General features: G+C 62.3%; 27 protein-coding genes and 5 tRNA genes. 30 read left to right on the top strand and 2 right to left on the bottom strand.

Annotated features, from left to right (window positions below):
- Positions 1 to 407 precede the first annotated feature (407 nt).
- A complete protein-coding gene (locus F2P45_RS07820; protein ID WP_166872462.1) occupies positions 408 to 1172 on the bottom strand; it encodes an SAM-dependent methyltransferase in 765 nt (254 codons plus the stop codon).
- 5 nt (positions 1173 to 1177) lie between these two features.
- Positions 1178 to 1780, bottom strand: coding sequence for a Maf family nucleotide pyrophosphatase (locus tag F2P45_RS07815; protein ID WP_166872459.1), 603 nt, complete (start codon positions 1778 to 1780; stop codon positions 1178 to 1180).
- A 180-nt stretch (positions 1781 to 1960) separates the two neighbouring features.
- Between F2P45_RS07815 and F2P45_RS07810 the strand changes: the two genes are divergently transcribed.
- The 30 genes from F2P45_RS07810 to tnpA all read left to right on the top strand — a co-directional run bounded on the left by F2P45_RS07810 (position 1961) and on the right by tnpA (position 24343).
- Positions 1961 to 2458, top strand: coding sequence for a YceD family protein (locus tag F2P45_RS07810; RefSeq protein ID WP_166872456.1), 498 nt, complete (start codon positions 1961 to 1963; stop codon positions 2456 to 2458).
- 220 nt (positions 2459 to 2678) lie between these two features.
- On the top strand, positions 2679 to 2861 hold the full coding sequence (gene rpmF / locus F2P45_RS07805; protein WP_008449924.1) for a 50S ribosomal protein L32: 183 nt from the start codon (positions 2679 to 2681) through the stop codon (positions 2859 to 2861).
- 196 nt (positions 2862 to 3057) lie between these two features.
- Positions 3058 to 4119 (top strand): phosphate acyltransferase PlsX, encoded by a 1062-nt coding sequence (gene plsX, locus F2P45_RS07800; RefSeq protein ID WP_166872453.1) that lies wholly within the window; start codon positions 3058 to 3060, stop codon positions 4117 to 4119.
- 10 nt (positions 4120 to 4129) lie between these two features.
- On the top strand, positions 4130 to 5116 hold the full coding sequence (locus tag F2P45_RS07795; RefSeq protein ID WP_308613391.1) for a beta-ketoacyl-ACP synthase III: 987 nt from the start codon (positions 4130 to 4132) through the stop codon (positions 5114 to 5116).
- A gap of 99 nt (positions 5117 to 5215) precedes the next feature.
- The gene (gene fabD, locus F2P45_RS07790) at positions 5216 to 6163 is read left to right on the top strand and encodes an ACP S-malonyltransferase (RefSeq protein ID WP_166872450.1); all 948 of its coding nucleotides are present in this window, start codon (positions 5216 to 5218) and stop codon (positions 6161 to 6163) included.
- Positions 6164 to 6208: 45 nt separating this feature from the next.
- A complete protein-coding gene (gene fabG, locus F2P45_RS07785) occupies positions 6209 to 6946 on the top strand; it encodes a 3-oxoacyl-ACP reductase FabG (protein ID WP_166872448.1) in 738 nt (245 codons plus the stop codon).
- A 179-nt stretch (positions 6947 to 7125) separates the two neighbouring features.
- Complete coding sequence (gene acpP, locus F2P45_RS07780) at positions 7126 to 7365, top strand: acyl carrier protein (RefSeq protein ID WP_018059410.1); 240 nt, start codon at positions 7126 to 7128, stop codon at positions 7363 to 7365.
- Between the two features lie 27 nt (positions 7366 to 7392).
- On the top strand, positions 7393 to 8640 hold the full coding sequence (gene fabF, locus F2P45_RS07775) for a beta-ketoacyl-ACP synthase II (RefSeq protein ID WP_166872445.1): 1248 nt from the start codon (positions 7393 to 7395) through the stop codon (positions 8638 to 8640).
- 150 nt (positions 8641 to 8790) lie between these two features.
- Positions 8791 to 9327 carry a protein YgfX gene (locus F2P45_RS07770; RefSeq protein ID WP_308613389.1) on the top strand — a complete coding sequence of 179 codons (537 nt, stop codon included), beginning with the start codon at positions 8791 to 8793 and terminating at the stop codon, positions 9325 to 9327.
- Positions 9328 to 9396: 69 nt separating this feature from the next.
- A complete protein-coding gene (gene rpoE, locus F2P45_RS07765) occupies positions 9397 to 9999 on the top strand; it encodes an RNA polymerase sigma factor RpoE (protein ID WP_166872439.1) in 603 nt (200 codons plus the stop codon).
- A 51-nt stretch (positions 10000 to 10050) separates the two neighbouring features.
- Positions 10051 to 10758, top strand: a complete 708-nt coding sequence (locus F2P45_RS35585) for a sigma-E factor negative regulatory protein (protein ID WP_229504966.1) — start codon at positions 10051 to 10053, stop codon at positions 10756 to 10758.
- Positions 10759 to 10892: 134 nt separating this feature from the next.
- Entirely contained in the window at positions 10893 to 12365 is a 1473-nt protein-coding gene (locus tag F2P45_RS07755; protein ID WP_166872436.1) for a DegQ family serine endoprotease, read from the top strand.
- Between the two features lie 67 nt (positions 12366 to 12432).
- The gene (locus tag F2P45_RS07750) at positions 12433 to 12693 is read left to right on the top strand and encodes a glutaredoxin family protein (protein ID WP_166872433.1); all 261 of its coding nucleotides are present in this window, start codon (positions 12433 to 12435) and stop codon (positions 12691 to 12693) included.
- A gap of 258 nt (positions 12694 to 12951) precedes the next feature.
- Positions 12952 to 14745: a translation elongation factor 4 gene (lepA, locus tag F2P45_RS07745; RefSeq protein WP_166872430.1), complete on the top strand. Its 1794-nt coding sequence runs from the start codon at positions 12952 to 12954 to the stop codon at positions 14743 to 14745.
- Positions 14742 to 15656, top strand: coding sequence for a signal peptidase I (gene lepB / locus F2P45_RS07740; RefSeq protein ID WP_166872427.1), 915 nt, complete (start codon positions 14742 to 14744; stop codon positions 15654 to 15656). The genes lepA and lepB overlap by 4 nt, the downstream gene beginning before the upstream one ends.
- An 18-nt stretch (positions 15657 to 15674) precedes the next feature.
- Complete coding sequence (locus F2P45_RS07735; protein WP_166872423.1) at positions 15675 to 16082, top strand: DUF4845 domain-containing protein; 408 nt, start codon at positions 15675 to 15677, stop codon at positions 16080 to 16082.
- 26 nt (positions 16083 to 16108) lie between these two features.
- On the top strand, positions 16109 to 16957 hold the full coding sequence (gene rnc, locus F2P45_RS07730; protein WP_229504965.1) for a ribonuclease III: 849 nt from the start codon (positions 16109 to 16111) through the stop codon (positions 16955 to 16957).
- A complete protein-coding gene (gene era / locus F2P45_RS07725; protein WP_166872420.1) occupies positions 16954 to 17856 on the top strand; it encodes a GTPase Era in 903 nt (300 codons plus the stop codon). The genes rnc and era overlap by 4 nt, the downstream gene beginning before the upstream one ends.
- Positions 17857 to 17874: 18 nt before the next feature.
- A complete protein-coding gene (recO, locus tag F2P45_RS07720; RefSeq protein ID WP_166872417.1) occupies positions 17875 to 18696 on the top strand; it encodes a DNA repair protein RecO in 822 nt (273 codons plus the stop codon).
- A gap of 47 nt (positions 18697 to 18743) precedes the next feature.
- Positions 18744 to 19517, top strand: coding sequence for a pyridoxine 5'-phosphate synthase (pdxJ, locus tag F2P45_RS07715; RefSeq protein WP_166872414.1), 774 nt, complete (start codon positions 18744 to 18746; stop codon positions 19515 to 19517).
- On the top strand, positions 19514 to 19906 hold the full coding sequence (gene acpS, locus F2P45_RS07710) for a holo-ACP synthase (RefSeq protein ID WP_166872411.1): 393 nt from the start codon (positions 19514 to 19516) through the stop codon (positions 19904 to 19906). Before pdxJ ends, acpS begins: the two co-directional genes overlap by 4 nt.
- A 26-nt stretch (positions 19907 to 19932) precedes the next feature.
- Positions 19933 to 21810 carry an excinuclease ABC subunit UvrC gene (gene uvrC / locus F2P45_RS07705; RefSeq protein ID WP_166872408.1) on the top strand — a complete coding sequence of 626 codons (1878 nt, stop codon included), beginning with the start codon at positions 19933 to 19935 and terminating at the stop codon, positions 21808 to 21810.
- A 121-nt stretch (positions 21811 to 21931) separates the two neighbouring features.
- Positions 21932 to 22516, top strand: coding sequence for a CDP-diacylglycerol--glycerol-3-phosphate 3-phosphatidyltransferase (gene pgsA, locus F2P45_RS07700; protein WP_166872405.1), 585 nt, complete (start codon positions 21932 to 21934; stop codon positions 22514 to 22516).
- A 91-nt stretch (positions 22517 to 22607) separates the two neighbouring features.
- Positions 22608 to 22683 (top strand) — tRNA-Gly (locus tag F2P45_RS07695).
- A gap of 77 nt (positions 22684 to 22760) precedes the next feature.
- Positions 22761 to 22836 (top strand) — tRNA-Gly (locus F2P45_RS07690).
- Positions 22837 to 22889: 53 nt separating this feature from the next.
- A tRNA-Gly gene (locus tag F2P45_RS07685) sits at positions 22890 to 22965 on the top strand.
- A gap of 56 nt (positions 22966 to 23021) precedes the next feature.
- Positions 23022 to 23097 (top strand) — tRNA-Gly (locus F2P45_RS07680).
- Positions 23098 to 23163: 66 nt separating this feature from the next.
- Positions 23164 to 23237 (top strand) — tRNA-Cys (locus F2P45_RS07675).
- Between the two features lie 132 nt (positions 23238 to 23369).
- Positions 23370 to 24008, top strand: coding sequence for a hypothetical protein (locus F2P45_RS07670; protein WP_166872401.1), 639 nt, complete (start codon positions 23370 to 23372; stop codon positions 24006 to 24008).
- 41 nt (positions 24009 to 24049) lie between these two features.
- Positions 24050 to 24343 carry an IS66 family insertion sequence element accessory protein TnpA gene (gene tnpA, locus F2P45_RS07665; protein ID WP_166872397.1) on the top strand — a complete coding sequence of 98 codons (294 nt, stop codon included), beginning with the start codon at positions 24050 to 24052 and terminating at the stop codon, positions 24341 to 24343.
- The last annotated feature ends 40 nt before the right edge of the window (positions 24344 to 24383 follow it).

The following is a 24383-nucleotide window of genomic DNA, read 5'->3' as shown; positions in this document are numbered from 1 at the left end:
GAAATCCTGGCGCAGGGGAGCATCGTGCTCGCGCGCTGACAATCGGCAAGGCGCAGTTCACCTCGCAAGCAACAGAATATGCTCGGTTCGCGTGAGCAAATGCCGAGTTTCTGATTAAGCGCCTGCAAACCTGCATCGTTGCTTGTTGGTAACCCGTTCTATGGGTGACACTCATGTTGCCCACGGGGGTGTTTTTGACATTCTATTTTTTGAGCGTATGGCCGTTGATCGCTGTGTGTCTGGGTATGGCCATGATCATGGTCTACTCGATCCGGCACGCACAACTTTCAAAGCAATTTTTGCTGACGCGCCAAAGAATTGTTTTGACGCCAGAAGACGTCGAGTAGCAGGCAACATGCCGGGAGACTGGCCTGAGCGAATGTTCTATCGGTCCGGCCAGTGCTGGATTAAGCGAGCAGCAAAAACACAGTCGGCTTCTTGTGGAAATCCGGCGCCTTGCCGGCCGCCAGCAGCGCCTTCCATTTGCCGCCATTCAAGGTGCGGATCGATTCGGTCGGCAGGCTGAGGTCGGTCGCCACGCAGATCAGGGTGCCCGGCTGGCAGGCGCCGACCAGGGCTTCAAGCATGGCGCCGTTGCGGTACGGCGTTTCGATCAGCAATTGCGTCTGCTTTTCCGCGCGCGAACGTGCTTCCAGCTCCTTGATGCGCTTGGTGCGCAGGGCGGCGTCGGTCGGCAGGTAGCCGTTGAACGCGAAGCTCTGCCCGTTCAAGCCGCTCGCCATCACGGCCAGCAGCAGCGACGACGGCCCGACCAGCGGCCGCACCTGGATGCCGCGCTCGTGCGCCAGGCGCACCAGGTCGGCCCCGGGGTCGGCCACCGCCGGTACGCCCGCTTCCGAAATCAGCCCGGCATCGCGTCCGGCCAGCAGGGGTTCGAGCAGGCCGGCCAGCGCTTGCGCCGGGGTGTTCACGTTCAGTTCGGCAATCTCGATTTCCTGCAAGGTCTTCGCCAATGGATGACGCACCGCAATCAGTTTCAGGAAGCCGCGCGCGGTCTTGGCGTTTTCGGCGACAAAGTAATCGAGGCGCGCGGTCAGGGCCTGGACTTGCTCCGGGATGATGTGCGCCAGCGCATGGTCGGTCGGGGCGGCTGGGTCGGCCGGGTCGGCCGCGCCGAGGGTGTTGGGGATCAGATATAAGGTGCCGGACATAATGCTCACTGTGTAAAAAAGGTAAAACCGGCGCGCCGCAGCATGCCGGTCAGGGCGATCAGGGGCAGGCCGGTGAGGGCGGTCGGGTCGCTGCTGTCGATGCGCTCCAGGATGGCGATGCCGAGCGCTTCGTTCTTGGCGCTGCCGGCGCAATCGTAGGGTTGTTCGATGCGCAGGTAGGCGTCGAGTTCGGCGTCGGGCAGGTCGCGCACGGTGACGAAGGTCTGCACGTTCTCCACCTGCGCCGTGCCGGTGCGCCCATCCCACAGGCACAGCGCCGTATGGAACACCACGCGCCGTCCGCGCATGGTTTGCAGTTGGCGCAGGGCGTTGGCGTGGCTGCCGGGTTTGCCGATCTGGGCGCCGTCGAGCGTGGCGACCTGGTCGGAACCGATGACCACGCTGCCGGGTGCGCGCGCGGCCACCGCTTCGGCCTTGGCGCGCGCCAGGCGCAGCGCGGTCGCTTCGGGCAGTTCGCCATCCTGCGGCGTTTCATCGATAGCGGGCGCCAGAACGTCGAACGGCAGGCGCAGGCGCTCAAGCAATTCGCGCCGGTACGCGGAACTCGACGCAAGAATTAGCCGCGGAGCGCTGGAAGTTGGTATCATGTCGTACTCAAGTCCTGTTGGCTGTCCCGGCAGGCGGGGGCAGCGGGATTCATGTGGCGGGCGCGGCGCGCACGCGCCAGCAACAGCGCGCGGGTCCTTGCCCAAATATTCGCGCTAAGTGTTTGACTCCACAACGAGAAGCCTGTTATTATCGCAGGTTTTCCGGGGAAAATTTCTGCAATGAGTGCTTTTGTCATCGACGCTTTTGAGTTTTGTCGAAGCAACGGCCATCGCGAAGGCGTCACGCCTGTCGCTGAAATGAGCCGGTTGAACAAGGATTGTGCCGACCAGTCGGGCCAGATCGCCTGGACCATCGATGGGTCGACCAGCAAGCTGGGCTATCCGCAATTGACCTTGTCGGTCTCCGGCACGGTCCAGCTGGTATGCCAGCGTTGCCTGGCCCCGTTCGCTTACGAGATGGAGTCGTCCACCGTGCTGATGCTCGGCAAGGATGACGAGCATGCGGACGAGATCGAAGAGGCCTTGAACGACGAGAGCATCGACGTCATCGTCGGCAGCCGCGAATGCGATGTGCGCGACCTGTTTGAAGACGAAGCCTTGCTGGCCCTGCCGCAAGTGCCGAAACATGACGTGTGCCCGGACAACAAACTGCTCGACGTGGTCAAGTCCGACAAGCCGTCGCCCTTTGCGGGGCTGAAGAATCTCAAGCCGGAGTAGTCTGCACGCCAAGAATGGCTGGAATGCGGGCTGGAATACAGAACAAGTAGTAGTCAAGAACGTGTCAAACGCGTGTTGTAGTCGAGTATGGCATTGGTAGTAAAGGTAGGTCGGCGTTAAAACATGTCGGTAAAGAAATTTTGCCGCTGGGATACTCGATTCGCATGTATTTGCTGATCGATTGTGTTAGAATTTTAGAACTTATGTATTAGGAGTCATCATGGCTGTTCAGCAAAACAAGAAATCCCCTTCGAAGCGCGGTATGCACCGTTCGCACGACTTCCTGGTCGCGCCACAACTGGGCATCGAGCCAACCACCGGTGAAACGCACCTGCGTCACCACATCAGCCCTAACGGCTTTTACCGTGGTCGCAAAGTTCTCAAAACCAAAAACGACGAGTAATCGACGTTTTAGTTTGAGTAAGATAAAAGCGGTGCAACGACTTTTTTGTGCGTCGCACCGCTTTTTCTTTGTCCCCGGCTGCAAACCAGCTTTGCACTCCGTCATTTCGAATTACGCAGACTCTGCTTGGCGTTCGTCCACATACAGATCGCATCCTGCCGCCACACGCTGTTGAGTCGCGGTACGAATCCACAAAATGACAATTAAAATTTCCATTGACTGCATGGGCGGCGATCATGGCCCGTCAGTTACTATCCCCGCAGCACTTTCTTTCCTTGACAGCGAACCTGAAGCAGAACTGATTCTGGTCGGCCTGCAGGACGAGGTGCGCGCCGAACTGAAAAAACACAAAGCCGACAGCCATCCGCGCCTGTCCATCCTGCATGCCTCGGAAGTGGTGACGATGGACGATCCCATCGAAATCGCGCTGCGCCGCAAGAAGGATTCGTCGATGCGCGTGGCGATCGAGCTGGTGAAAGACGGCAAGGCCCAGGCCTGCGTGTCCGCCGGCAATACCGGCGCCCTGATGGCGGTCTCGCGCTATGTGCTCAAGACCATGGCCGGGGTCGACCGTCCCGCCATCTGCTCGATCCTTCCCAACCAGAAAGACGGCCCGACCTATATGCTGGACCTGGGCGCGAACGTCGACTGCGAGCCGCATCACCTGCACCAGTTCGCCATCATGGGTTCGGTGCTGGTCTCGGCCATGGAAGGCATCAAGCGGCCCACCATCGGCCTGCTCAATGTGGGCACCGAAGAAATCAAGGGCAATGAAGTGGTCAAGGCCACCGCCAAGCTGCTGCGCGAAGACCATGAGCGCGGCGCCCTGAATTTCTTCGGCAATGTCGAAGGCAACGATATCTTCAAGGGCACCACCGACATCGTGGTGTGCGACGGTTTCGTCGGCAACGTCACGCTCAAGGCGGCCGAGGGACTGGGCCGCTTCGTCAAGGATGCCCTGACCACCGAGTTCAAGCGCAATCCGCTGACCATGCTGGGTGCGCTGATCGGGCGCGGTGCGCTGAAGAAATTTTCGAACCGTTTCAATCCTTCGCGCTACAACGGTGCCAGCCTGCTCGGTTTGCGCGGTCTGGTGTTCAAGAGCCATGGCGGCGCCGATGCGTACTCGTATGAGTGGGCGATCAAAAGGGCGTTTGACGCGGCAAAATACAATGTGCAGGAGCAGCTCTCGGCCATGATCACCGAGTTGATGCCCCGCACGCCTGACCCGGAAGTGCCAGGAATAACCCACTCGTAGGACGGCCAGCATGACCTTGTACAGCAAAATTATCGGCACCGGCAGCTATCTGCCGGCCAAGCGCGTCTCCAACGGCGACCTGACCGAGCAACTGGCGGCCAAGGGCATCGAAACCTCGGACGAGTGGATCGTCTCGCGCAGCGGCATTTCGAACCGGCATTACGCAGCGCCGGACGAACTGTCCTCGGACCTGGCGGTCGCGGCCGCCAAACAGGCGCTCGAGATGGCCGGCAAGCATGCCGAGGAAATCGACCTCGTCATCGTGGCCAGCTCGACCCCGGACTTTCACGGCAGCTTTCCCAGCACCGCCTGCATCGTCCAGCGCAAGCTCGGCATGCACAACAACAGCGCCGCCTTCGATGTGCAGGCTGTCTGCAGCGGCTTCGTGTATGCGGTGTCGGTGGCGGACGCCTTCATCAAGTCGGGCGCGCACAAGAACGTGCTGGTGATCGGCGCCGAAGTGTTTTCGCGCATTCTCGACTTTAACGACCGCACCACCTGCGTGCTGTTCGGCGACGGCGCCGGCGCCATCGTCCTGTCCGCCTCGGAAGAGCCGGGCATCCTCTCGACCAAGCTGCATGCCGACGGGCGCTATTCGGACATCCTGAGCGTGCCGGGCACCCTGGCCGGCGGCGCGATCGCCGGCAGCGGCTTCCTGTACATGGATGGCCCGGCCGTCTTCAAGCTGGCCGTCACCGTGCTCGAACAGGTGGCCAACGAAGTGCTGGAACACGCCGGCATGACGGCCGACCAGCTCGACTGGCTGGTGCCGCACCAGGCGAATATCCGCATCATGAAAAGCACGGCCAAAAAGCTCGGCTTGCCGTTGGACAAAATGGTGGTCACGGTCGACCAGCATGGCAATACCTCGGCCGCCTCGATTCCGCTGGCGCTCGACATCGCCGTGCGCGACGGCCGCATCAAGGCTGGCGACAACGTCATGATGGAAGGCGTCGGCGGCGGCTTTACCTGGGGCGCCGTGCTGGTGCGCATGTAATGACCGGGCGCCGCCTGCGGGCTGCGCCAAGCGATTTTTGCCCGCACCAGTCCTTGGTGCGGATGCCGCCATAAAAACAAAATAGGAGGACATCATCCCATGAGTAAATTCGCGTTTGTATTTCCCGGCCAGGGTTCGCAAGCCATCGGCATGTTGAACGGCTTCGCCGGCAACCCGGTGGTCGCACACACCATCGCCGAAGCCAGCGAGGCCCTCGGTTTCGACCTCGGCAAGCTGATTGCCGACGGTCCCAAGGAAGAGCTGGACCTGACCACCAACACCCAGCCGATCATGCTGACCGTCTCGGTCGCCGTGTACCGCGCCTGGATCGCGGCCGGCGGCGCCGTGCCGTCGGTGGTTGCCGGACATAGCGTGGGCGAGTATTCGGCCCTGGTCGCGGCCGGCGTGATCGCCTTCAAGGATGCGGTGCCGCTGGTGCGCTTCCGCGCCCAGGCCATGCAAGAAGCGGTGCCGGTCGGGCAGGGCGGCATGGCCGTCATTCTCGGCCTGCCGGCCGACCAGGTGCGCGCGGTCTGCGCCGAGGCAGCCGCCGCGAATCCGGCCGAAGTGGTCGAGGCCGTCAATTTCAACGAGCTGACCCAGATTGTGATCGCCGGCCACAATGGGGCCGTCGAGCGCGCCTGCGAACTGGCCAAGGCGAAAGGCGCCAAGCGCGCCATGAAGCTGGCGGTATCGGCGCCGTTCCACTCCTCCTTGCTCAAACCCGCTTCCGACCGCCTGCGCGCGTACCTGAAAGACGTGCCGTTCGCCGTGCCGCGGATCGACTTGATCAACAACGTCGACGTGACTATCCTGAACGATCCCGAAGCGATCAAGGATGCGCTGGTGCGCCAGGCGGCCGGTGCGGTGCGCTGGGTCGAAACCATGCAGAAGATGGCGGCCGATGGCGTCACGCAAGTGATCGAATCGGCGCCGAGCAAGGTGCTGATCGGCATGGCCAAGCGCATCGATGCGCAGTTGGTGGGCGAGGCGCTGGTCGACCAGGCTTCGCTGGAGCGCGTATTGAGCAGCCTCAATCAGGCTTGAGCTTTTAAGCGCAGTATCGCAGAACATCAGCATAAAAGGATATCAATGAATCTGGAAAATCAAGTCGCCCTGGTAACGGGCGCGTCGCGCGGCATCGGCAAGGCCATCGCTCTCGAACTGGCCCGCCAGGGCGCCAAAGTGGTCGGCACCGCCACCACCGAGAGCGGCGCGCAAGCCATCTCCGACTACCTCGCCGAGTTCGGCGGCAAGGGCGCCGTGCTCAATGTGACCGACCCGGCCGCCTGCGCCGCCACCATCGACGAGGTGCAAAAGGGCTTCGGCAGCCTGTCGATCCTGGTCAACAATGCCGGCATTACCCAAGATCAATTGGCTATGCGCATGAAGGACGAGGAATGGGACAGCGTTATCGCCACCAATCTGTCGGCCGTGGGGCGCCTGTCGCGCGCGGTCCTGCGCGGCATGATGAAAGCCAAACATGGGCGTATCATTAATATCACCTCGGTGGTCGGCTCGGCCGGCAACGCGGGGCAGATGAATTACGCGGCCGCCAAGGCCGGCGTGGCCGGCATGAGCCGGGCGCTGGCGCGTGAAATCGGCAGCCGCAACATTACGGTGAACTGCATCGCGCCCGGCTTTATCGATACCGATATGACCAAAGCCTTGAGCGCCGAGCAGCACACCGGTCTGCTGACGCAGATTCCGCTGGGCCGCCTGGGCGCGCCGGAAGACATCGCCCACGCGGTGGCCTTCCTGGCGGGGCCGCAGGCGGCGTACATCACGGGCACGACCCTGCACGTGAATGGCGGAATGTATATGAATTGATGTTGAAATCCCTTTGTCCGCTCCCATTTGCGGCCCTGCGCACGGAGAGAATAAAGGGAATTCTCGTCATTTAGCAGTACGTTCGGTGGAATTTGCGGCAGACACCGAAATTAGTTTTTCGCCGCGCAAACCTGATAAAATGCGCGCACTTTCCGTAACACACACAATGGAGCCATAACATGTCGGATATCGAACAACGCGTTAAAAAAATCGTCGCTGAGCAACTGGGCGTTGCAGAAGTAGACATCAAAATCGAATCCTCGTTCGTTGACGACCTCGGCGCTGATTCCCTCGACACCGTCGAACTGGTGATGGCGCTGGAAGACGAATTCGAAATGGAAATCCCTGACGAACAAGCTGAAAAGATCACCACCGTGAAACAGGCAATCGACTACGCCACGGCGCACGTCAAGGCCTAAGTTTTACAATTTTCTCGGGAGAATCGCTTGAGCCGTTCACGAAATCGTCGTGTCGTCATCACCGGGCTGGGCGCCGTTTCACCTATCGGCAACACGGTTGCCGACACGTGGAACGCCGCACTGGCCGGCAAGTCGGGCATTGCCAACATCACCAGGTTTGATGCGCAGCCTTTTTCGACCCACTTCGCGGGCGAAGTCAAGGGTTTCAATATCGAGGATTACATCTCGGCCAAGGATGCCCGCCACATGGATACGTTTATCCATTACGGCATGGCGGCGGGCATGCAAGCCATGCGCGATAGCGGACTGGTAGTCACCGAAGAGAATGCCGACCGCATCGGCGTCATCGTCGGTTCCGGCATCGGCGGCTTGCCGCTGATCGAAGACACCAAAGAAGATTACAGCAAGCGCGGCCCGCGCCGCATTTCGCCGTTCTTCGTTCCGGCCTCGATCATTAATATGATTTCGGGCAACCTGTCGATCGAGTACGGCTTGCGCGGTCCGAACCTGGCCATCGTCACGGCCTGCACCACCGGCCTGCACAGCATCGGCGCGGCTGGCCGCCTGATCGAGTACGGCGATGCCGACGTGATGATCGCCGGCGGCGCCGAAGCGACCATCTCGCCGCTGGGCCTGGGCGGTTTCGCCTCGGCACGCGCGCTGTCCTCGCGCAACGACGATCCGGCCACCGCCTCGCGTCCATGGGATGTCGACCGCGACGGCTTCGTGCTGGGCGAAGGCGCCGGCGTGATGGTGCTCGAAGAGTACGAGCACGCCAAGGCGCGCGGCGCGAAAATCTACGCCGAACTGCTGGGCTTTGGCATGAGCGCCGACGCCTACCACATGACGGCGCCGGTCGAAGACGGCAGTGGCGCCAGCCGCTGCATGAAATCGGCCCTGGCCAACGCCGGCGTCAACGCCGACCAGGTCAATTACGTCAATGCGCACGGTACCTCGACGCCGCAGGGCGACGTGGCCGAAGTGCAGGGCCTGAAGAAAACCTTCGGCGACCATGCCGGCAAGCTGGTGGTCAATTCGACCAAGTCGATGACCGGCCACCTGCTGGGCGGCGCCGGCGGCCTCGAAGCGGTATTCACCGTGCTGGCGATGCATCACCAGATCTCGCCGCCGACGATCAACATCTTCAACCAGGACCCCGCTTGCGACCTGGACTTCTGCGCCAACACGGCGCGCGAGATGAAGATCGACATCGCGGTGAAGAACTCGTTCGGCTTCGGCGGCACCAACGGCACCCTGGTGTTCGGCAAGGCGTAACATGTTGTCGCCCGCCCTATCCATAGGGCAATGACGCGCAGGAAAATATTCGCGTCATAGTATGAACTTTCGGCGCCCGCACTTGTCTCAAGTGTGGGCGTCGATGAAACGCCGGCGGCACTCGCCGGGGTCCGATTTGCCCAGTGCACCATGACGCACTGGCGCCCCGCAGCACCTTTCCTACTGATTATGTCGATTGCGGTTTCCGCCTGCATCAGGCCGTCACGCTTGTTGCGCCTGGTCCTGCTTGGCTACGCCGCGCTCAATCTGGCTGTGGCTCTTGCGCTCGCCGGGCGCTGGGCCGCAGGCATTGGCGCGGCTGGCGTTTGGACGGCAGTGTCCGCCGTGGCTTGCGCCGTGGCAGCATTGCTTGCATGGAGGTCATCGGCACAGGGGGAAAAGCGGCGCAGGATTGATATTTCTGGACTCGGCGAGATTCGCCTGACGGTACAACAGAGCTTGAGCGCAGTACCGGCGCAAGCGGATGTGCTGCAATTGCTTCCCGGATCGACTATTTGGCCGCACAGCCTGATCCTGCTGCTGGGTTCACCCACCGGCAAGCTCATCACTGTGCAGCTCATCTGGCCGGACAGCGTGCCCCGCGCGCAGTTCCGGGCCTTATCGGTCGCTCTGCGGGCCATTGCCGGGCGGGACAAACAATTTGTCGGAAATAACAAAATACTTTGAACTTATTGCAAGCGGCCAACTCTATAGACATAGGGACGGTTCGCTGCTGCAGCCAAGAGGGCAGGGTCAGTGACGACAGAACGCGAGTGTGATCAACTGCTGGTTGAGCGCGTCCAGGCTGGCGAGAGGCAGGCGTTCGACCTGCTGGTCAGCAAATATCAGCGCAGGCTGATGCGGCTGGTGTCGCGCCTGGTGCATGATCCGGCCGAGGCCGAGGACGTCGTACAGGAAACATTTATCAAGGCTTATCGTGCCTTGCGGCACTTCAGGGGGGATTCCGCTTTTTATACCTGGCTGTACCGGATCGGCATCAATACGGCGAAGAATTTTCTCGTCACACAGGGCCGGCGCGCCCCGACCTCGACCGAGGCCGATGCCGAGCGTGCCGAAGCGTTTGAAGATGCGGAAAGTTTGCGGGATATCAACACCCCGGAATCGGTGTTGGCAAGCAAGCAGATCGCGTATACGGTCAATGCCGCGATGGAAGCGTTGCCGCTGGAACTGCGGACCGCGATTGTCCTGCGCGAAATTGAAGGGTTGAGCTACGAGGAAATATCTGAAGTCATGTCATGTCCTATCGGCACAGTGCGCAGCCGCATCTTCCGGGCCCGCGAAGTGATTGCCGACAAGTTGAGGCCCTTGCTCGACGATCCGCATGACAAACGACGTTAGGTGTAGCAATGATCGCTCTAATCGGTTAACTTTTGGTCACCAATCACAGTGATGGAAATATCGATGGACACCCCGAAAACCATCCGGGAGCAGATCTCGGCATTCAGCGACCACGAACTGTCGCCTTCCACGCTGCCCGACGACGCGCTGCGCTCGGCCGAGGGCGAGCACGCCTGGCATGCCTACCACCGCATCCGCGACGTCATGCGCGAGCAGGGCGCGCCGCACCTGTCGCCCGGCTTCGCCGACAAGCTGGCCGCGCGCCTGGCCGCCGAGCCGTCGCCCGCCAAGCGCACGCTGCGCGCCTCGGGCGAGGCGCTGGCGCGCAGCGCTCCGGCGCCGGTCGCGCTGGCGGTCGCCGCCGGCGCGGCCGGGCCGGTGACCGGGATCGGCGGCGTGCCGCCCGAGGGCGCCGGCGCCGTCGCGAGCGCGGGAACGCCGCTCGCCCCCGACGCCCAGGCGCTCGGCGAGGCCGTGGACGATGCGGACACGCTCGATGCCGGCGCCGCGGCCGCGGCCGAGGCCGAGGCCAGCATTGCGGCAGGCGCCGCGCTGGCGTCGATTGCCGTGGTCCAGGCGGCGGCCACGGTCGAACCCGGGGAGGCGGGCGTAGCCGGGCTGGCGGCCGCTGCCGGCGGCGATGCCGGTCTGGCCGGCGCGCCGGATGCAAGCGGGGAGGTGGCCGCGGGCGCCGCCGATGGCGCGGCCGATGGCAAGGCCGCTCCCGCGCTGAAACCGCCGACCGCCCCGGTGTCCTGAGTCCGGCCGCTGGCGGGCGGGTTTTTCCTTGAAAACCTGGCCCGCCACCCGCCACGCGCAGGGCGGCGCGACAAGGATGGCGTTTTGGCTTACCATAACGTCAATCTTTGTTCCGATTCCCCACTCCGATGACCATGACACTTTCCGCTGGCAACAAGATTTTCTCCGCCCTGTTTATCGCCGCTTCGGCCCTGGCCTTTGTCCCCAGCGCGGGCGCCGCCGCGGTTGCCGCCGCCGCGCCCGGCGCGCCGCTGGTCAAGGGCTTGCCCGACTTTACCGACCTGATCGACAAGGTCGGGCCGGCGGTGGTCAATATCCGCACCACCGAAAAACTCAAGCAGGGGCAGGGCAGTCCCAGCGAAGAGGAAATGCAGGAATTCCTGCGCCGCTTCTTCGGCGGCGCGGTGCCGCGCGGCCAGGATCCGCGCGGACGCCGCTCGCCCCAGCAGCCGCAAGAGGAAGAAGTGCAGCGCGGGGTCGGTTCGGGCTTCATCGTCTCCGCGGACGGCTTCGTGCTGACCAACGCCCATGTGGTCGATGGCGCCGACGAAGTGCTGGTCACCCTGACCGACCGCCGCGAATTCAAGGCCAGGGTGCTCGGCTCCGACAAGCGCTCCGACGTGGCCGTGCTCAAGCTCGAAGCGCAGCAGCTGCCCAGCCTGACCATCGGCGACTCCAACAAGATCCGCGTCGGCGAATGGGTGATCGCCATCGGTTCGCCATTTAATCTCGATAACACCGTTACGGCCGGCATCATTTCGGCCAAGTCGCGCGATACCGGCGAATATTTGCCGCTGATCCAGAGCGATGTCGCGGTCAATCCCGGCAACTCGGGCGGCCCGCTGATCAATATGCGCGGTGAAGTGATCGGCATCAATTCGCAGATCGCCACCTTATCCGGCGGCTACAACGGCATTTCCTTCGCCGTGCCGATCGACGAAGCGATGCGCGTGGCCGACCAGCTCAAGAAGACCGGGCGCGTCACGCGCGGCCGCCTGGGCGTCGAAATCGGCGAAGTGAGCAAGGAAGTGGCCGAGTCGCTCGGACTGCGCAAGGCGCGCGGCGTCGAAGTGGCGCGCGTGGAAGCGGGCGGACCGGCCGAGAAGGGCGGCATCAAGGTCGGCGACATCATCCTCAAATTCAATGGCCAGGATATCGAGAAAAGCGCCGACCTGCCGCGCCTGGTCGGCTCCACCGCCGTCGGCAGCAAGGCAGTCGTCACCGTGTGGCGCCAGGGCCAGCAGAAAGAGATCCCGGTGAGCATCGTCGCCCTCGACGACGACAAGTCCGCGCGCAAGCCCGCCGTCAAGAAGCCGGCCCCCGAGCAAGCCCCGAACGCGGTGGGCCTGCACGTGTCCGACCTGAGCGAGGTGCAGCGCAAGGAGCTCGACATTGCCGGCGGCGTGCTGGTCGACGCCAGCGAAGGGGCGGCGGCGCGCGCCGGCCTGCGTCCGGGCGACCTGATCCTGCAACTGAACAATGTTCAAGTCAAGGATGCCAAGCAGTTCAACGCCATGGTCGCCAGGCTCGATCCCAAGAAAAGCGCCGCCGTGCTGGTACGCCGCGACGAAACCACCCAGTACGTGGTGATCCGCCCGCGCCAGTAACGGGTCCCCGTCTTGTTGCTCCGGCGGGCCGCGCGCCCGCCGCTTTTTCATTCCTGCCCCCCGTCCCATGATCCGATTTACCCTGTATTCCCGCGGTTACTGCCACCTGTGCGACGACATGCTCGCCGCCCTCAACGCCCTGCAAACCGGGACCGTCCGCTTCACTGTGGAGGTCATCGATGTCGATGCCGACCCGGCCCTGGTGGCGCGTTTCGACGAACTGGTGCCGGTGCTGTTCGGCGACCCGTCCCAACCCGAGCTGTGCCACTACTTCCTCGACCTGGCGGCGGTGCGCGGCTACCTGGCCACGTTCGATGTATTGATTTAACAATGTTTACGCGGAATTCGGGATTAAGCCGGCTTTCTACCCTGAAATCCGGTAAAATGCGGGGGTCGGAAATAGCTTCTGTCCTGAGCTTGACAGCTTCTCTTGCTTGATAAGGCGCTCGCCTGGGGATTGCCATGGCCCCCACGGAGCGCTTTTTTCGTATGGGGCGGCGTCGCCCCGATACGGCTAGCCGGCACTGCAAAGAGCGCGCGACCACCCCGAATGTCGTCCTTCCCTACTTGGTTTTGAATTGCATTAATGAACAACATACGTAACTTTTCCATCATCGCCCACATCGATCACGGCAAATCGACCCTGGCCGACCGTATCATCCAGATCTGCGGCGGCCTGTCCGACCGCGACATGGAAGCCCAGGTGCTCGATTCGATGGACCTGGAGCGCGAGCGCGGCATCACCATCAAGGCCCAGACCGCGGCCCTGCATTACAAGGCGCGCGACGGCCAGGTGTACAACCTGAACCTGATCGATACCCCGGGCCACGTCGACTTCAGCTATGAAGTGTCGCGCTCGCTGTCGGCCTGCGAAGGCGCGCTGCTGGTGGTCGATGCTTCCCAGGGCGTGGAAGCGCAAACCGTGGCCAACTGCTACACCGCGCTCGACCTGGGCGTGGAAGTGGTGCCGGTACTCAACAAGATCGACTTGCCGCACGCCGATCCGGCCAATGCGATCGCCGAGATCGAAGACGTGATCGGGATCGACGCGACCGACGCCGTCAAGTGCTCGGCCAAGAGCGGCCTGGGCGTGGAAGACGTGCTCGAATCGCTGATCGCCCGCGTGCCGCCGCCGAAAGGCGACCCGGAGGCGCCGCTGCAGGCGCTGATCGTCGACTCGTGGTTCGATAACTACGTCGGCGTGGTGATGCTGGTGCGCGTGATCAACGGTACCCTGAAACCGAAAGAAAAAATCCTGCTGATGGCCTCCGAATCGGTGCAGCTGGTCGAGAGCGTGGGCGTGTTCAGCCCGAAATCGCAATCCTTGCCGCAAATTTCGGCCGGCCAGGTGGGTTTTGTGATCGCCGGCATCAAGGAACTCAAGGCCGCCAAAGTGGGCGACACCGTCACCCACGCCGCCAAGCCGGCCGCGGCGCCGCTGCCGGGCTTCAAGGAAGTCCAGCCGCAAGTGTTCGCCGGCCTGTTCCCGGTCGAAGCGAACCAGTACGACGCGCTGCGCGACTCGCTCGAAAAGCTCAAGCTCAACGATGCGGCCCTGATGTACGAGCCGGAAGTGTCGCAGGCGCTGGGCTTCGGCTTCCGCTGCGGCTTCCTCGGCCTGTTGCACATGGAAATCGTGCAGGAACGCCTGGAGCGCGAATTCGACATGGACCTGATCACCACGGCCCCGACCGTGGTGTACGAAGTGATCATGCGCGACGGTTCCCTGATCCGGGTCGACAATCCGTCCAAGATGCCGGACCCGTCCAAGATCGAGGAAGTGCGCGAGCCGATCGTCACCGTCAATCTGTACATGCCGCAGGAATACGTCGGTTCGGTGATCACCCTGTGCATCGGCAAGCGCGGCGTGCAGATGGACATGAGCTACCACGGCCGCCAGGTCAAGCTGATCTACGAAATGCCGATGGCCGAGATCGTCCTCGACTTCTTCGACCGCCTCAAGTCGACTTCGCGCGGCTATGCCTCGATGGATTACGAGTTCAAGGAATACCGGGCGGCCGACGTGGTCAAGGTCGACATGCTGATCAACAGCGAAAAAGTCGATGCGCTGGCCATCATCGTGCACCGCGCCAACAGCCAGTTCCGTGGCCGCCAGGTGGCCGCCAAGATGCGCGAACTGATTCCGCGCCAGATGTTCGACGTGGCGATCCAGGCCGCCATCGGCGCCACCGTCATTTCGCGCGAGAACGTCAAAGCCTTGCGCAAGAACGTGCTGGCCAAGTGCTACGGCGGCGACATCAGCCGTAAGAAGAAATTGCTTGAGAAACAAAAGGCGGGTAAAAAGCGCATGAAGCAGGTTGGCTCGGTGGAAATTCCACAAGAAGCCTTCCTGGCAATTTTACAAGTGGACGATAAATGAACCTGCAGTTTATCTTAGGGAATTTTGCACTGATCCTGTTCGTGGCGATGGTGCTCACGGGCATTATCTGGTGTCTGGATGTGTTCTACTTCGCGCGCCAGCGGCGCGCCGCGGCCGATGCGGCCCTGGCCGCCTTCGACGCGCGCAATGCCAAGCTGACCGCCGAAGGCATCAAGGTCGACAACACCAGCCGCGACTCGATCACCGCGGCGATCCTGCGCCAGCCGGTCTGGATCGAGTATTCGGGCAGTTTCTTTCCGGTGATCGCGCTGGTGTTCATCCTGCGCTCGTTCCTGTACGAGCCGTTCAAGATTCCCTCGGGTTCGATGGTGCCGACCCTCATGATCGGCGACCTGATCCTGGTGAACAAGTTCACCTACGGCATCCGCCTGCCGGTGCTGAACCAGAAGATCATCGACGTCAACGACCCGCAGCGCGGCGACGTGATGGTGTTCAAGTACCCGGAAGACATGTCGCAGGACTACATCAAGCGGGTCGTCGGCGTGCCCGGTGATAAAATCACCTACGCCAACAAGCGCCTCTCGGTCAACGGCAAGGAACTCGGCTACGCGCCGCTGGACGACTACCTTGACGACGAAAGACTCGTGTACCATAAGCAATTCACGGAAACCCTGTCGGCGCCGCCGCACCGCATCTTGAACGAGCCGGGCAAGCTGACGTATAACCCGGAGCAGGTCAAGGCCTTCCCGCAACACGAAGCCTGCACCTACAGCACCGACCAGTTTACTTGTGTCGTACCTCCGGGCAATTACTTTATGATGGGTGATAATCGCGACAACAGCGCCGACAGCCGCTACTGGGGATTCGTCCCGAACAAGAATATCGTCGGCAAGGCGTTTTTCGTCTGGATGAATTTCAGTAGCCTCAAACGCATCGGCAGCATTGACTAACATCACAGGGAATTGACTATGTACGGACCGAAACCGGCCAATCTGGCCAAGCAGCAGGGCGTTTCCCTGGTTGGCCTGATTTTTGTGCTGGCAATCATCATGTTTCTTGCCATGTTTGCCATGAAAGTCTTTCCGACCTTCCTGGAATACCGCTCGGTCAAGGAAGGCGTCATGGCGGCCAAGAAGACCGATGGCACGGTGCGCGAGATCCAGCTGGCCTTCGACAAGCACGCCGATATCAACCGCATCGACTCCATCAAGGGTACCGATCTGATCATTACTAAGGATACCGGCGAGACCCAGGTCGCGTTCGACTATACCGCGCGCATCCCGCTGATCACCAACGTCACCTTGCTGATCGATTATTCCGGCACCACCGATCCAAGCGGCAAGATTCCTGAAAAACCAGCTGAACCCGTCCGTTAAGGCAGTCCAACCAAGAAGTCCGACACATGAATCTTCAGTTATTGCAAACGCGCTTAGGGTATACGTTCCAGGATGCTGGCCTGTTGCAGCAAGCCTTGACGCACCGCAGCCACAGCAGTTTGCATAACGAGCGCCTCGAGTTTTTGGGCGATTCGATCCTGAACTGCGTGGTGGCCTCGGTCCTGTACGAGCGCTTTGCCGCCATCGACGAGGGCGACCTGTCGCGCCTGCGCGCCAACCTGGTCAAGCAGCAATCGCTCTACGAAATCGCCCAGAAGCTGGAACTGTCGCAGTTCCTGCGCCTGGGCGAGGGCGAGCTCAAGTCGGGCGGTTTCCGCCGTCCCTCGATCCTGGCCGATACGCTCGAAGCGCTGCTGGGCGCGATTTTCCTCGACGCCGGTTTCAATGCCGCGCGCGACGTCATCCGCGCCTTCTATATTCCCATCCTCGACTCGGTCGACCCGCGCACCCTGGGCAAGGATGCCAAGACGCTCTTGCAGGAATTCCTGCAAAGCAAAAAGATCTCTTTGCCGACTTACAACGTGGTGGCCACCCATGGCGCCGCGCACAGCCAGGAATTCGAAATCGAATGCCTGGTGCCCAAGCTCGGCATCCAGGTCTACGGCCGTGGCGGCAGCCGCCGCGCCGGCGAACAGGCCGCCGCCAAGCTCGCGCTCGAGGTGGCCGAGCAAGCCCTGCTGAAAACCCCGGCGGCCGGCCGCAAGGCCAAGCCGCGCGCCGCCCAGCTCAAGCTGGCCGGCATCGCCACCATCCAGAGCGACGCCGATCCCGATTCCCATGGCGACGACGACGGCGCCTTGCCGGTCGACGCCAAAACCCCTCAACACCCGCATCCAGAAACGAAATCAGCATGAACGCCACAACTACCCCCGAAAACTTCCGTTGTGGCTATATCGCCATCGTCGGCCGCCCGAACGTGGGCAAATCGACCCTGATGAACGTGCTGATCGGCGCCAAGGTCTCGATCACCTCGCGCAAGGCGCAGACCACGCGCCACCGCATCACCGGCATCCAGACCGTGGACGACGCCCAGTTCATTTACGTCGACACGCCGGGCTTCCAGACGCGCCACTCGAATGCGCTCAACAAGACGCTCAACAAGACGGTGACCAACACCCTCATTTCGGCCGACGTGATCCTGTACCTGATCGAAGCGGGCACCTTCGGGCCGGCCGACCAGCAAGTGATCGACCTGTTGCCGAGCGACGTGCCGTGCATCCTGGTGATCAACAAGTCGGACCGGGTCAAGGACAAGGCGGCACTGATGCCGTTCGCCCAGCAGATCGCGGCCAAGCATGATTTCGCGGCCATCGTGCCGGTGTCCGCCAAGCTCAAGTTCCAGCTCGACGGCCTGCAAAACGAAATCAAGCGCCTGCTGCCTGAGAACGCGCCGGTGTTCGGCCCGGATGACATCACCGACCGCAGCGAAAAATTCCTCGCGTCCGAAATCGTGCGCGAAAAACTGTTCCGCCTGGTCGGCGACGAGCTGCCGTACACCAGCACCGTCTTGATCGAAAAATTCGAACAGGAAGGCGACCTGCGGCGCGTGTTCGCCGCCATCCTGGTCGAGCGCGACACCCACAAGTCCATGGTCATCGGCAACAAGGGCGCGCGCCTGAAGGAAGTCTCGACCCAGTCGCGGCTCGACATGGAAAAGCTGTTCGGCGGCCCGGTGTACCTGGAAATCTGGGTCAAGGTCAAGTCCGGTTGGGCCGACAATGAAGCCGGCCTGCGCGCCTACGGCTACGAATAAGGCGCAGCCGCGGCCCGCATGCCCATTACCGACGCCGACCTGACCGTCGCCGTACCAGCGCCGGCGGCGCCCGCCACCCCGGCAGCGACGACCGCGGCGGCGCCCGCCAGGCGGCGCGCGCCCCAGCGCGTGGAAAAAGTCAGCGGCCAGCCAGCCTTCGTGCTGCACAGTTATCCCTACAAAGAAACCAGCCTGATCGTCGACATGTTCACGCGCGACTTCGGCCGCGTGGGCCTGGTCGCCAAGGGCGCCAAGCGGCCGCTGTCGAAACTGCGCGGCGTGCTGCAGACCTTCCAGCCGCTGCAAGCGGCGTGGAGCGGCAGGTCCGAGCTGCGCACCCTGATCGACGCCGAGTGGGTGGGCGGCATGCTCCCCCTCGAAAAGACCGCGCTGCTGTGCGGCTTCTACCTGAACGAACTGCTGGTCAAGCTGATCGCGCGCGACGACCCGCATCCGCTGTTGTTCGACCACTACGTCTCGACCCTGAACCAGCTGGCGCATAACGAACCGGCGCCGGTGGTCTTGCGAAAATTCGAACGGGCCTTACTTAAAGAGACAGGCGTGGCGGCCGACCTGACCCGCTGCACCAGCACCCGCGCGGCGGTCGAGCCGGAGGGCGACTACGTGGTCGACCCCGAGCGCGGCGCGCGCCCGGCGCGCGCTGGCGACAGCTGGCCTGTGGTGTGCGGCAAGACCCTGCTCGACATGGAGCGCGAAGACTACGGCGACCCTGTCACGCAGGCGCAGAGCAAGCTCCTGCTGCGCTTCCTGCTGGCGCACCAGCTGGGCGGCGCCACCCTGAACACGCGCCAGATCCTGATCGACCTGATGCAGTTATAAGCTGATTACGCAACCATCATCACGCAACCACGCAAGCGAGCAACCCTATGAGCTTTCTCCAACCGAATGGCCCGGTCATCGACCTGGGTGTGAACATCGACCATGTGGCGACCTTGCGCAATGCGCGCGGCACCGTCTATCCGGACCCGCTGCGCGCGGCGATCCTGGCCGAGCAGGCCGGCGCCGACGTGATCACCCTGCATCTGCGCGAAGACCGGCGCCACATCAAGGACGCCGACGTGATTGCGCTGCGCCCGCAGCTGATGACGCGCATGAACCTGGAAGCGGCGGTCACGCGCGAGATGGTCGATTTTGCCTGCTCGGTGCGCCCGCAGGATGTCTGCCTGGTGCCCGAGCGGCGCGAGGAAGTGACCACCGAAGGCGGCCTCGATGTGATCCGCTATTACAAGGAGGTCGAAGCGGCGGTCAAGCAGCTGCAGGGGGAGGGCATTCGCGTCAGCCTCTTCATCGACGCCGACGAAGCGCAGATCGGCGCCGCCGCCGACCTTGGCGTACCGGTGATCGAACTGCATACCGGCCGCTACGCCGAAGCCGGCCAGGATCAACTGGCGCAGGAACTCGAGCGGATCCGGCTTGGTGCGCGCTACGGCGTCTCGCGCGGGCTCAAGGTCAACGCCGGCCACGGCCTGCACTACCAGAACGTGCAGGCGATTGCGGCGATGGCCGATATCGGCGAACTCAATATTGGCCACGCGATCGTCGCGCACGCGCTGTTCGCCGGATTCGAGAACGCGGTGCGCGAGATGAAGGCGATCATGGTCGCGGCGCGCCTGGCGGCGGGAGCGTCCGTAGCGCGATGATCTACGGGATCGGCACCGACATCGTGCAGGTGTCCCGCATCGGCGCGGCGCTGGCGCGCAGCGAGCGCTTCGCCTCGAAGATCCTGGGCGAGGACGAACTGGCGGTGTTCCGCCAGCGCCGCGAACAGAACGCTGTGCGCGGCCTGCGCTACCTGGCCACGCGCTTCGCGGCCAAGGAAGCATTCTCCAAGGCGCTCGGCCTCGGGCTGCGCGCGCCGATGGCCTGGCGCAGCGCCCAGATGCTCAATACGCCGCAAGGCCAGCCAGTGATGGTGTGCAGTGGCGCGCTGGCCGACTTTATGCGGCAAAATGGGCTTTGCGCCCAGGTGACGGTGAGCGATGAAGCCGAATACGGCGTCGCCTTCGTGATCGTCACCCGGCAAGCCTAGTTGAATTGACCCGGATTGATTTTGCCATGACCGATGTAACTCCCGATACCAGCGCCGCACCCGACCCGGGCGCGCGCGAACAGGTGCTGGCCACCGTCGCCAAGCTGCCCGGCCTGCCCGGCGTGTACCGCTATTTCGACGCCAACGATGCGGTCCTGTACGTGGGCAAGGCGCGCGACCTGAAGAAGCGCGTCTCGAGCTACTTCCAGAAGAATTTGTCCAGCCCGCGCATCGCCATGATGGTCGAGCGCATCGCGCGCCTCGAAACCACCGTCACGCACAGCGAGGCCGAAGCGCTGATCCTCGAAAACAACCTGATCAAGACGCTCAAGCCGCGTTTCAACATCCTGTTCCGCGACGATAAATCGTATCCCTACCTGAAGATCAGCGGGCAGGACGTGCCGCGCATGGCCTACTACCGCGGCGCGGTCGACAAGAAGAACCAGTATTTCGGTCCCTTCCCGAGCGCGTGGGCGGTCAAGGAGTCGATGCAGATCCTGCAGAAGGTGTTCATGCTGCGCACCTGCGAGGACAGCGTGTTTTCGAACCGCACGCGCCCCTGCCTGCTGCACCAGATCGGCCGCTGCAGCGCGCCCTGCGTGGACCTGATCACGCCTGACGAATACAAGCTCGATGTCGACAACGCCGCCAAATTTTTGCGCGGGCGCCAGAGTGAGGTGATGGCCGACCTGGAAGCGAAGATGCACGCCTTCGCGGGCGAACTCAAATTCGAGCAGGCCGCCGCCGTGCGCAACCAGATCCAGTCGCTGGCGCGCGTGCTGCACCAGCAAAGCATGGAGACCGGCGGCGACGCCGATGTCGACATCATCGCCGTGGTGGTGCAGGGCGGGCGCGCCTGCGTCAACCTGGCCATGGTGCGCGGCGGGCGCCACCTGGGCGACCGGGCCTACTTCCCGACCCAGGTCAGCGATGCCGCCGCGATCGCGGAAGGGTCGATCGAAGTCGAGGTGCTGGCCGCGTTCCTGGCGCAGCACTACAGCGAAAAATTCATCCCCGGAGTGCTGATCCTGAATATCGAATTCGACCAGCCGGCCCTGATGGTGGCGCTCACCGAGCAGTGCGGACACCGCATCAACCTGATCTTCCAGCCGCAGGGGCAGCGCCGCCAGTGGCTCGAGATGGCGCAGAAGGGCGCCGACATTTCGCTGGCGCGCCTGCTGTCGGAACAGGGCTCGCAGCAATCGCGCACGCGCGCGCTGGCCGAAGCGCTCGCGCTCGACGCGAGCGACCTCGATGCGCTGCGCATCGAGTGCTTCGACATCAGCCATACGCAGGGCGAGGCCACGCAGGCCTCGTGCGTGGTGTTCCATCACCACGCCATGCAGAACGGCGAGTACCGGCGCTACAACATCAACGGCATCACGCCGGGCGACGACTACGCGGCCATGCGCCAGGTGCTGATGCGGCGCTACGAAAAGGTCGCCAACGGCGACGGCGTCATGCCCGACGTGGTGCTGATCGACGGCGGCAAGGGCCAGATCGAAATGGCGCGCCAGGTGTTCGCCGAACTGGGCCTGGATATCTCGCTGATCGTCGGCGTGGCCAAAGGGGAGGGCCGCCGGGTCGGCCTCGAGACATTGATGTTCGTCGACGGACGCGCGTCGCAGGAACTGGGCAAGGAATCGGCGGCGCTGATGCTGGTCGCCCTGATCCGCGACGAGGCGCACCGCTTTGCCATCACCGGCATGCGCGCCAAGCGCGCCAAGACGCGCCAGACCTCGCGCCTGGAAGAGATCGAGGGCATCGGCGCCAAGCGCCGCCAGAAGCTGCTGGCGCGCTTCGGCGGCCTGCGCGGCGTGGTCGACGCCAGCGTCGAAGACCTGATGTCGGTCGAAGGCATTTCGACCCAGCTGGCCGAAGAGATTTACAAGCAGCTGCATTGACGATATTGACGCGGGCCGTGCCGGTTCCCCCCGCGCACGGCCCAAACTGGTTAAAACAGCGTGAGCAAGGTAGACTAGCGGCGCAAGCATCTATCAACGCTTAACCAGTGCGCCCCCCTCTATGCCCTTTAATATCCCGATTCTCCTGACCTGGTTACGTGTAGCCCTGATTCCGCTCGTCGTCGGCGTGTACTACCTGCCGGTGCACTGGCTGCCGCGCTCCGACCAGGACATGGCGGCCACCCTGGTGTTCGTCATCGCCGCCGTCACCGACTGGTTCGACGGCTTCCTGGCGCGCCGCTGGAACCAGACCTCGGCCTTCGGCGCCTTCCTCGATCCGGTGGCCGACAAGTTGATGGTGGCCGGCGCGCTGCTGGTGCTGGTGCACCTGGACCGGGTCGACCATTTCATCGCCTTCATCATCATCGGCCGCGAAATCGCCATTTCGGCGCTGCGCGAATGGATGGCGCAGATCGGCGCCTCGCGTTCGGTCGCGGTCAGCTCGATCGGCAAGATCAAGACCGCCGCCCAGATGACCGCCATCCCGCTGCTGCTGTGGCATGACATGCTGTTCCGCTTCATCGACACCCAGCTGTTGGGCGAATACCTGATGGTGCTGGCCGCCGTGCTGACCGTCTGGTCGATGTTCTATTACATGCGCCTGGCCTGGCCGCTGATCAAGGAAAAGGGCGGCATGATGGATTGATCGCAGTAATTGTTTGTCGATCCTTGACAGCCTGTTCAGATCCTCTATAATGCCGCCCTGTTGTGACGATGTTGTAACGATGCTGTAATACGCGGGAGTAGCTCAGTTGGTAGAGCGCAACCTTGCCAAGGTTGAGGTCGAGAGTTCGAGACTCTTCTCCCGCTCCAGTCAGCTGGAAATAACGTCGTAAGGTTATCCTTGAAATGTTGCTCAGTTTCTGCGATAATCATGGTCTTGAAAAAATGCGGGAGTAGCTCAGTTGGTAGAGCGCAACCTTGCCAAGGTTGAGGTCGAGAGTTCGAGACTCTTCTCCCGCTCCAGTTTTCTGGACTGGCTTTAAGTGGCGGTAAGTAGTAAAATGCAGGACTCCGATGCGGGAGTAGCTCAGTTGGTAGAGCGCAACCTTGCCAAGGTTGAGGTCGAGAGTTCGAGACTCTTCTCCCGCTCCAGTTTGTTCTGGGTCAGGCAGGCAGTAGCGGTAAATTGTAAAATGCAGAACTCCAATGCGGGAGTAGCTCAGTTGGTAGAGCGCAACCTTGCCAAGGTTGAGGTCGAGAGTTCGAGACTCTTCTCCCGCTCCAGAATTCAAAAGGGAAGCATCGCTTCCTTTTTTTGTCACCCCGAGAAGGGTGGCGCAGCAAGTCTCTGGCGAGGTAGCAAAGAGGTTATGCAGCGGCCTGCAAAGCCGTTTAGACGGGTTCGATTCCCGTCCTCGCCTCCAGAAAATCAAGGACTTAGCTCACTCTGAGCTTGTTAGAACAGGGTCTGCACCTCCCGGCACGGGAGGTGCACCTCCCTCACAACGGCCTACTAGCCGTTTGACTTTTCGGCGTTTGAGTCCTATCTTGGATTCATGGCCTCGATCAAAACCACTCCCTCTGGTACCTTTCAGCTCAGCGTGAAGAACAAGCTGTGGCCCAGGACATTCTGGGCCACGTTTGACACTTTCGACGAAGCGCAGCGTTACGGGCAGCAGCTTGATGGCTTGCTCGCTCAAGGCATCGTCCCAGCTAGCCTCCTGGAGCCGCGGAAAGGGCCGTCGACGTCCTGGTCGCTCAAGCGCTGTATCGCTGAGTACGTCCGTGCGAACGCGTTACCAGTGTCAGAAACCAAGCTGCTGGGCACCATTGAAAATCAGATGCTGGGCTTGACCAGTGCCAATATGAATTTCGACTGGGCCAATAGCTGGATACGCAGCATGAAACGAGAGCTCAATCTCGCCCCTTCGACGATACGGCATCGCCATGGCGCTCTGGCCCGCTGCCTTGACTGGATTCTCCGCACGCACCCCGAGATCCTCGCACAGAATCCCCTGCGTCTGTTTAAACGCGGTTTCGCTACCTATTCCGCCGATGATGAGCGGCAGGTCCTGGCGAACGGCGGGACGCTGAAAGTGGATACCGAACGCGATCGACGTCTCGATCCTGATGAGGAAATGCGTGTGCTTGCAGTTATTGGTAAGCATCCAGCCCACCCATCTATGAATTCCTGAACGCTGCGGCCACACTCCTTTCTTCAATTTCGAGGAGAAATATGGTGGCAAATGTGGAGCAAATTAACGAGTGGCAAGAGCGCGTGGCACGGTGGCAGGCAAGCGGCCTGTCCCAGCGCGCATTCGCTATTGAGAACGGTGTCTCTCAGCGCCAGGTCAGCTACTGGGCGCGGCGGCTGGGCGAAGCGCAGTTGTCACCAGCATTTGTGCCTGTGCGTGTGACGCCTACTGGCGCTTCCAGCGGTATTGTTCTGCGCAGCGAACGCGGCTGGACCGTGACCGTGCCGCTCGACGTGCCGGCCAGCTGGCTGGCCGAGTTGATGCGGGCGCTGTGATGGATGTGTCGGCAGATAGCATTTGGCTTGCCACTGCGGC

The organism is Massilia mucilaginosa (genome assembly GCF_011682145.1).
In the GTDB taxonomy this organism is placed as follows: domain Bacteria; phylum Pseudomonadota; class Gammaproteobacteria; order Burkholderiales; family Burkholderiaceae_D; genus Telluria_A; species Telluria_A mucilaginosa.
Note: the sequence above shows the minus strand (reverse complement) of the source record. Positions and strands in the feature narration are given on the sequence as shown.

Excerpts from the sequence above, each read along its gene's own strand:
- F2P45_RS07750 (WP_166872433.1), top strand. The coding sequence starts at position 12,433 with ATGATCCGATTTACCCTGTATTCCCGCGGTTACTGCCACCTGTGCGAC.
- fabG (WP_166872448.1), top strand. The coding sequence starts at position 6,209 with ATGAATCTGGAAAATCAAGTCGCCCTGGTAACGGGCGCGTCGCGCGGC.
- rpmF (WP_008449924.1), top strand. The coding sequence starts at position 2,679 with ATGGCTGTTCAGCAAAACAAGAAATCCCCTTCGAAGCGCGGTATGCAC.
- F2P45_RS07820 (WP_166872462.1), bottom strand. The coding sequence starts at position 1,172 with ATGTCCGGCACCTTATATCTGATCCCCAACACCCTCGGCGCGGCCGAC.
- F2P45_RS07670 (WP_166872401.1), top strand. The coding sequence starts at position 23,370 with ATGGCCTCGATCAAAACCACTCCCTCTGGTACCTTTCAGCTCAGCGTG.
- fabD (WP_166872450.1), top strand. The coding sequence starts at position 5,216 with ATGAGTAAATTCGCGTTTGTATTTCCCGGCCAGGGTTCGCAAGCCATC.
- F2P45_RS07810 (WP_166872456.1), top strand. The coding sequence starts at position 1,961 with ATGAGTGCTTTTGTCATCGACGCTTTTGAGTTTTGTCGAAGCAACGGC.
- recO (WP_166872417.1), top strand. The coding sequence starts at position 17,875 with ATGCCCATTACCGACGCCGACCTGACCGTCGCCGTACCAGCGCCGGCG.
- F2P45_RS07770 (WP_308613389.1), top strand. The coding sequence starts at position 8,791 with ATGACGCACTGGCGCCCCGCAGCACCTTTCCTACTGATTATGTCGATT.
- lepA (WP_166872430.1), top strand. The coding sequence starts at position 12,952 with ATGAACAACATACGTAACTTTTCCATCATCGCCCACATCGATCACGGC.
- F2P45_RS07755 (WP_166872436.1), top strand. The coding sequence starts at position 10,893 with ATGACACTTTCCGCTGGCAACAAGATTTTCTCCGCCCTGTTTATCGCC.
- F2P45_RS07815 (WP_166872459.1), bottom strand. The coding sequence starts at position 1,780 with ATGATACCAACTTCCAGCGCTCCGCGGCTAATTCTTGCGTCGAGTTCC.
- pgsA (WP_166872405.1), top strand. The coding sequence starts at position 21,932 with ATGCCCTTTAATATCCCGATTCTCCTGACCTGGTTACGTGTAGCCCTG.
- pdxJ (WP_166872414.1), top strand. The coding sequence starts at position 18,744 with ATGAGCTTTCTCCAACCGAATGGCCCGGTCATCGACCTGGGTGTGAAC.
- tnpA (WP_166872397.1), top strand. The coding sequence starts at position 24,050 with ATGGTGGCAAATGTGGAGCAAATTAACGAGTGGCAAGAGCGCGTGGCA.
- lepB (WP_166872427.1), top strand. The coding sequence starts at position 14,742 with ATGAACCTGCAGTTTATCTTAGGGAATTTTGCACTGATCCTGTTCGTG.
- rnc (WP_229504965.1), top strand. The coding sequence starts at position 16,109 with ATGAATCTTCAGTTATTGCAAACGCGCTTAGGGTATACGTTCCAGGAT.
- plsX (WP_166872453.1), top strand. The coding sequence starts at position 3,058 with ATGACAATTAAAATTTCCATTGACTGCATGGGCGGCGATCATGGCCCG.
- acpP (WP_018059410.1), top strand. The coding sequence starts at position 7,126 with ATGTCGGATATCGAACAACGCGTTAAAAAAATCGTCGCTGAGCAACTG.
- F2P45_RS07795 (WP_308613391.1), top strand. The coding sequence starts at position 4,130 with ATGACCTTGTACAGCAAAATTATCGGCACCGGCAGCTATCTGCCGGCC.
- acpS (WP_166872411.1), top strand. The coding sequence starts at position 19,514 with ATGATCTACGGGATCGGCACCGACATCGTGCAGGTGTCCCGCATCGGC.
- uvrC (WP_166872408.1), top strand. The coding sequence starts at position 19,933 with ATGACCGATGTAACTCCCGATACCAGCGCCGCACCCGACCCGGGCGCG.
- F2P45_RS07735 (WP_166872423.1), top strand. The coding sequence starts at position 15,675 with ATGTACGGACCGAAACCGGCCAATCTGGCCAAGCAGCAGGGCGTTTCC.
- era (WP_166872420.1), top strand. The coding sequence starts at position 16,954 with ATGAACGCCACAACTACCCCCGAAAACTTCCGTTGTGGCTATATCGCC.
- F2P45_RS35585 (WP_229504966.1), top strand. The coding sequence starts at position 10,051 with ATGGAAATATCGATGGACACCCCGAAAACCATCCGGGAGCAGATCTCG.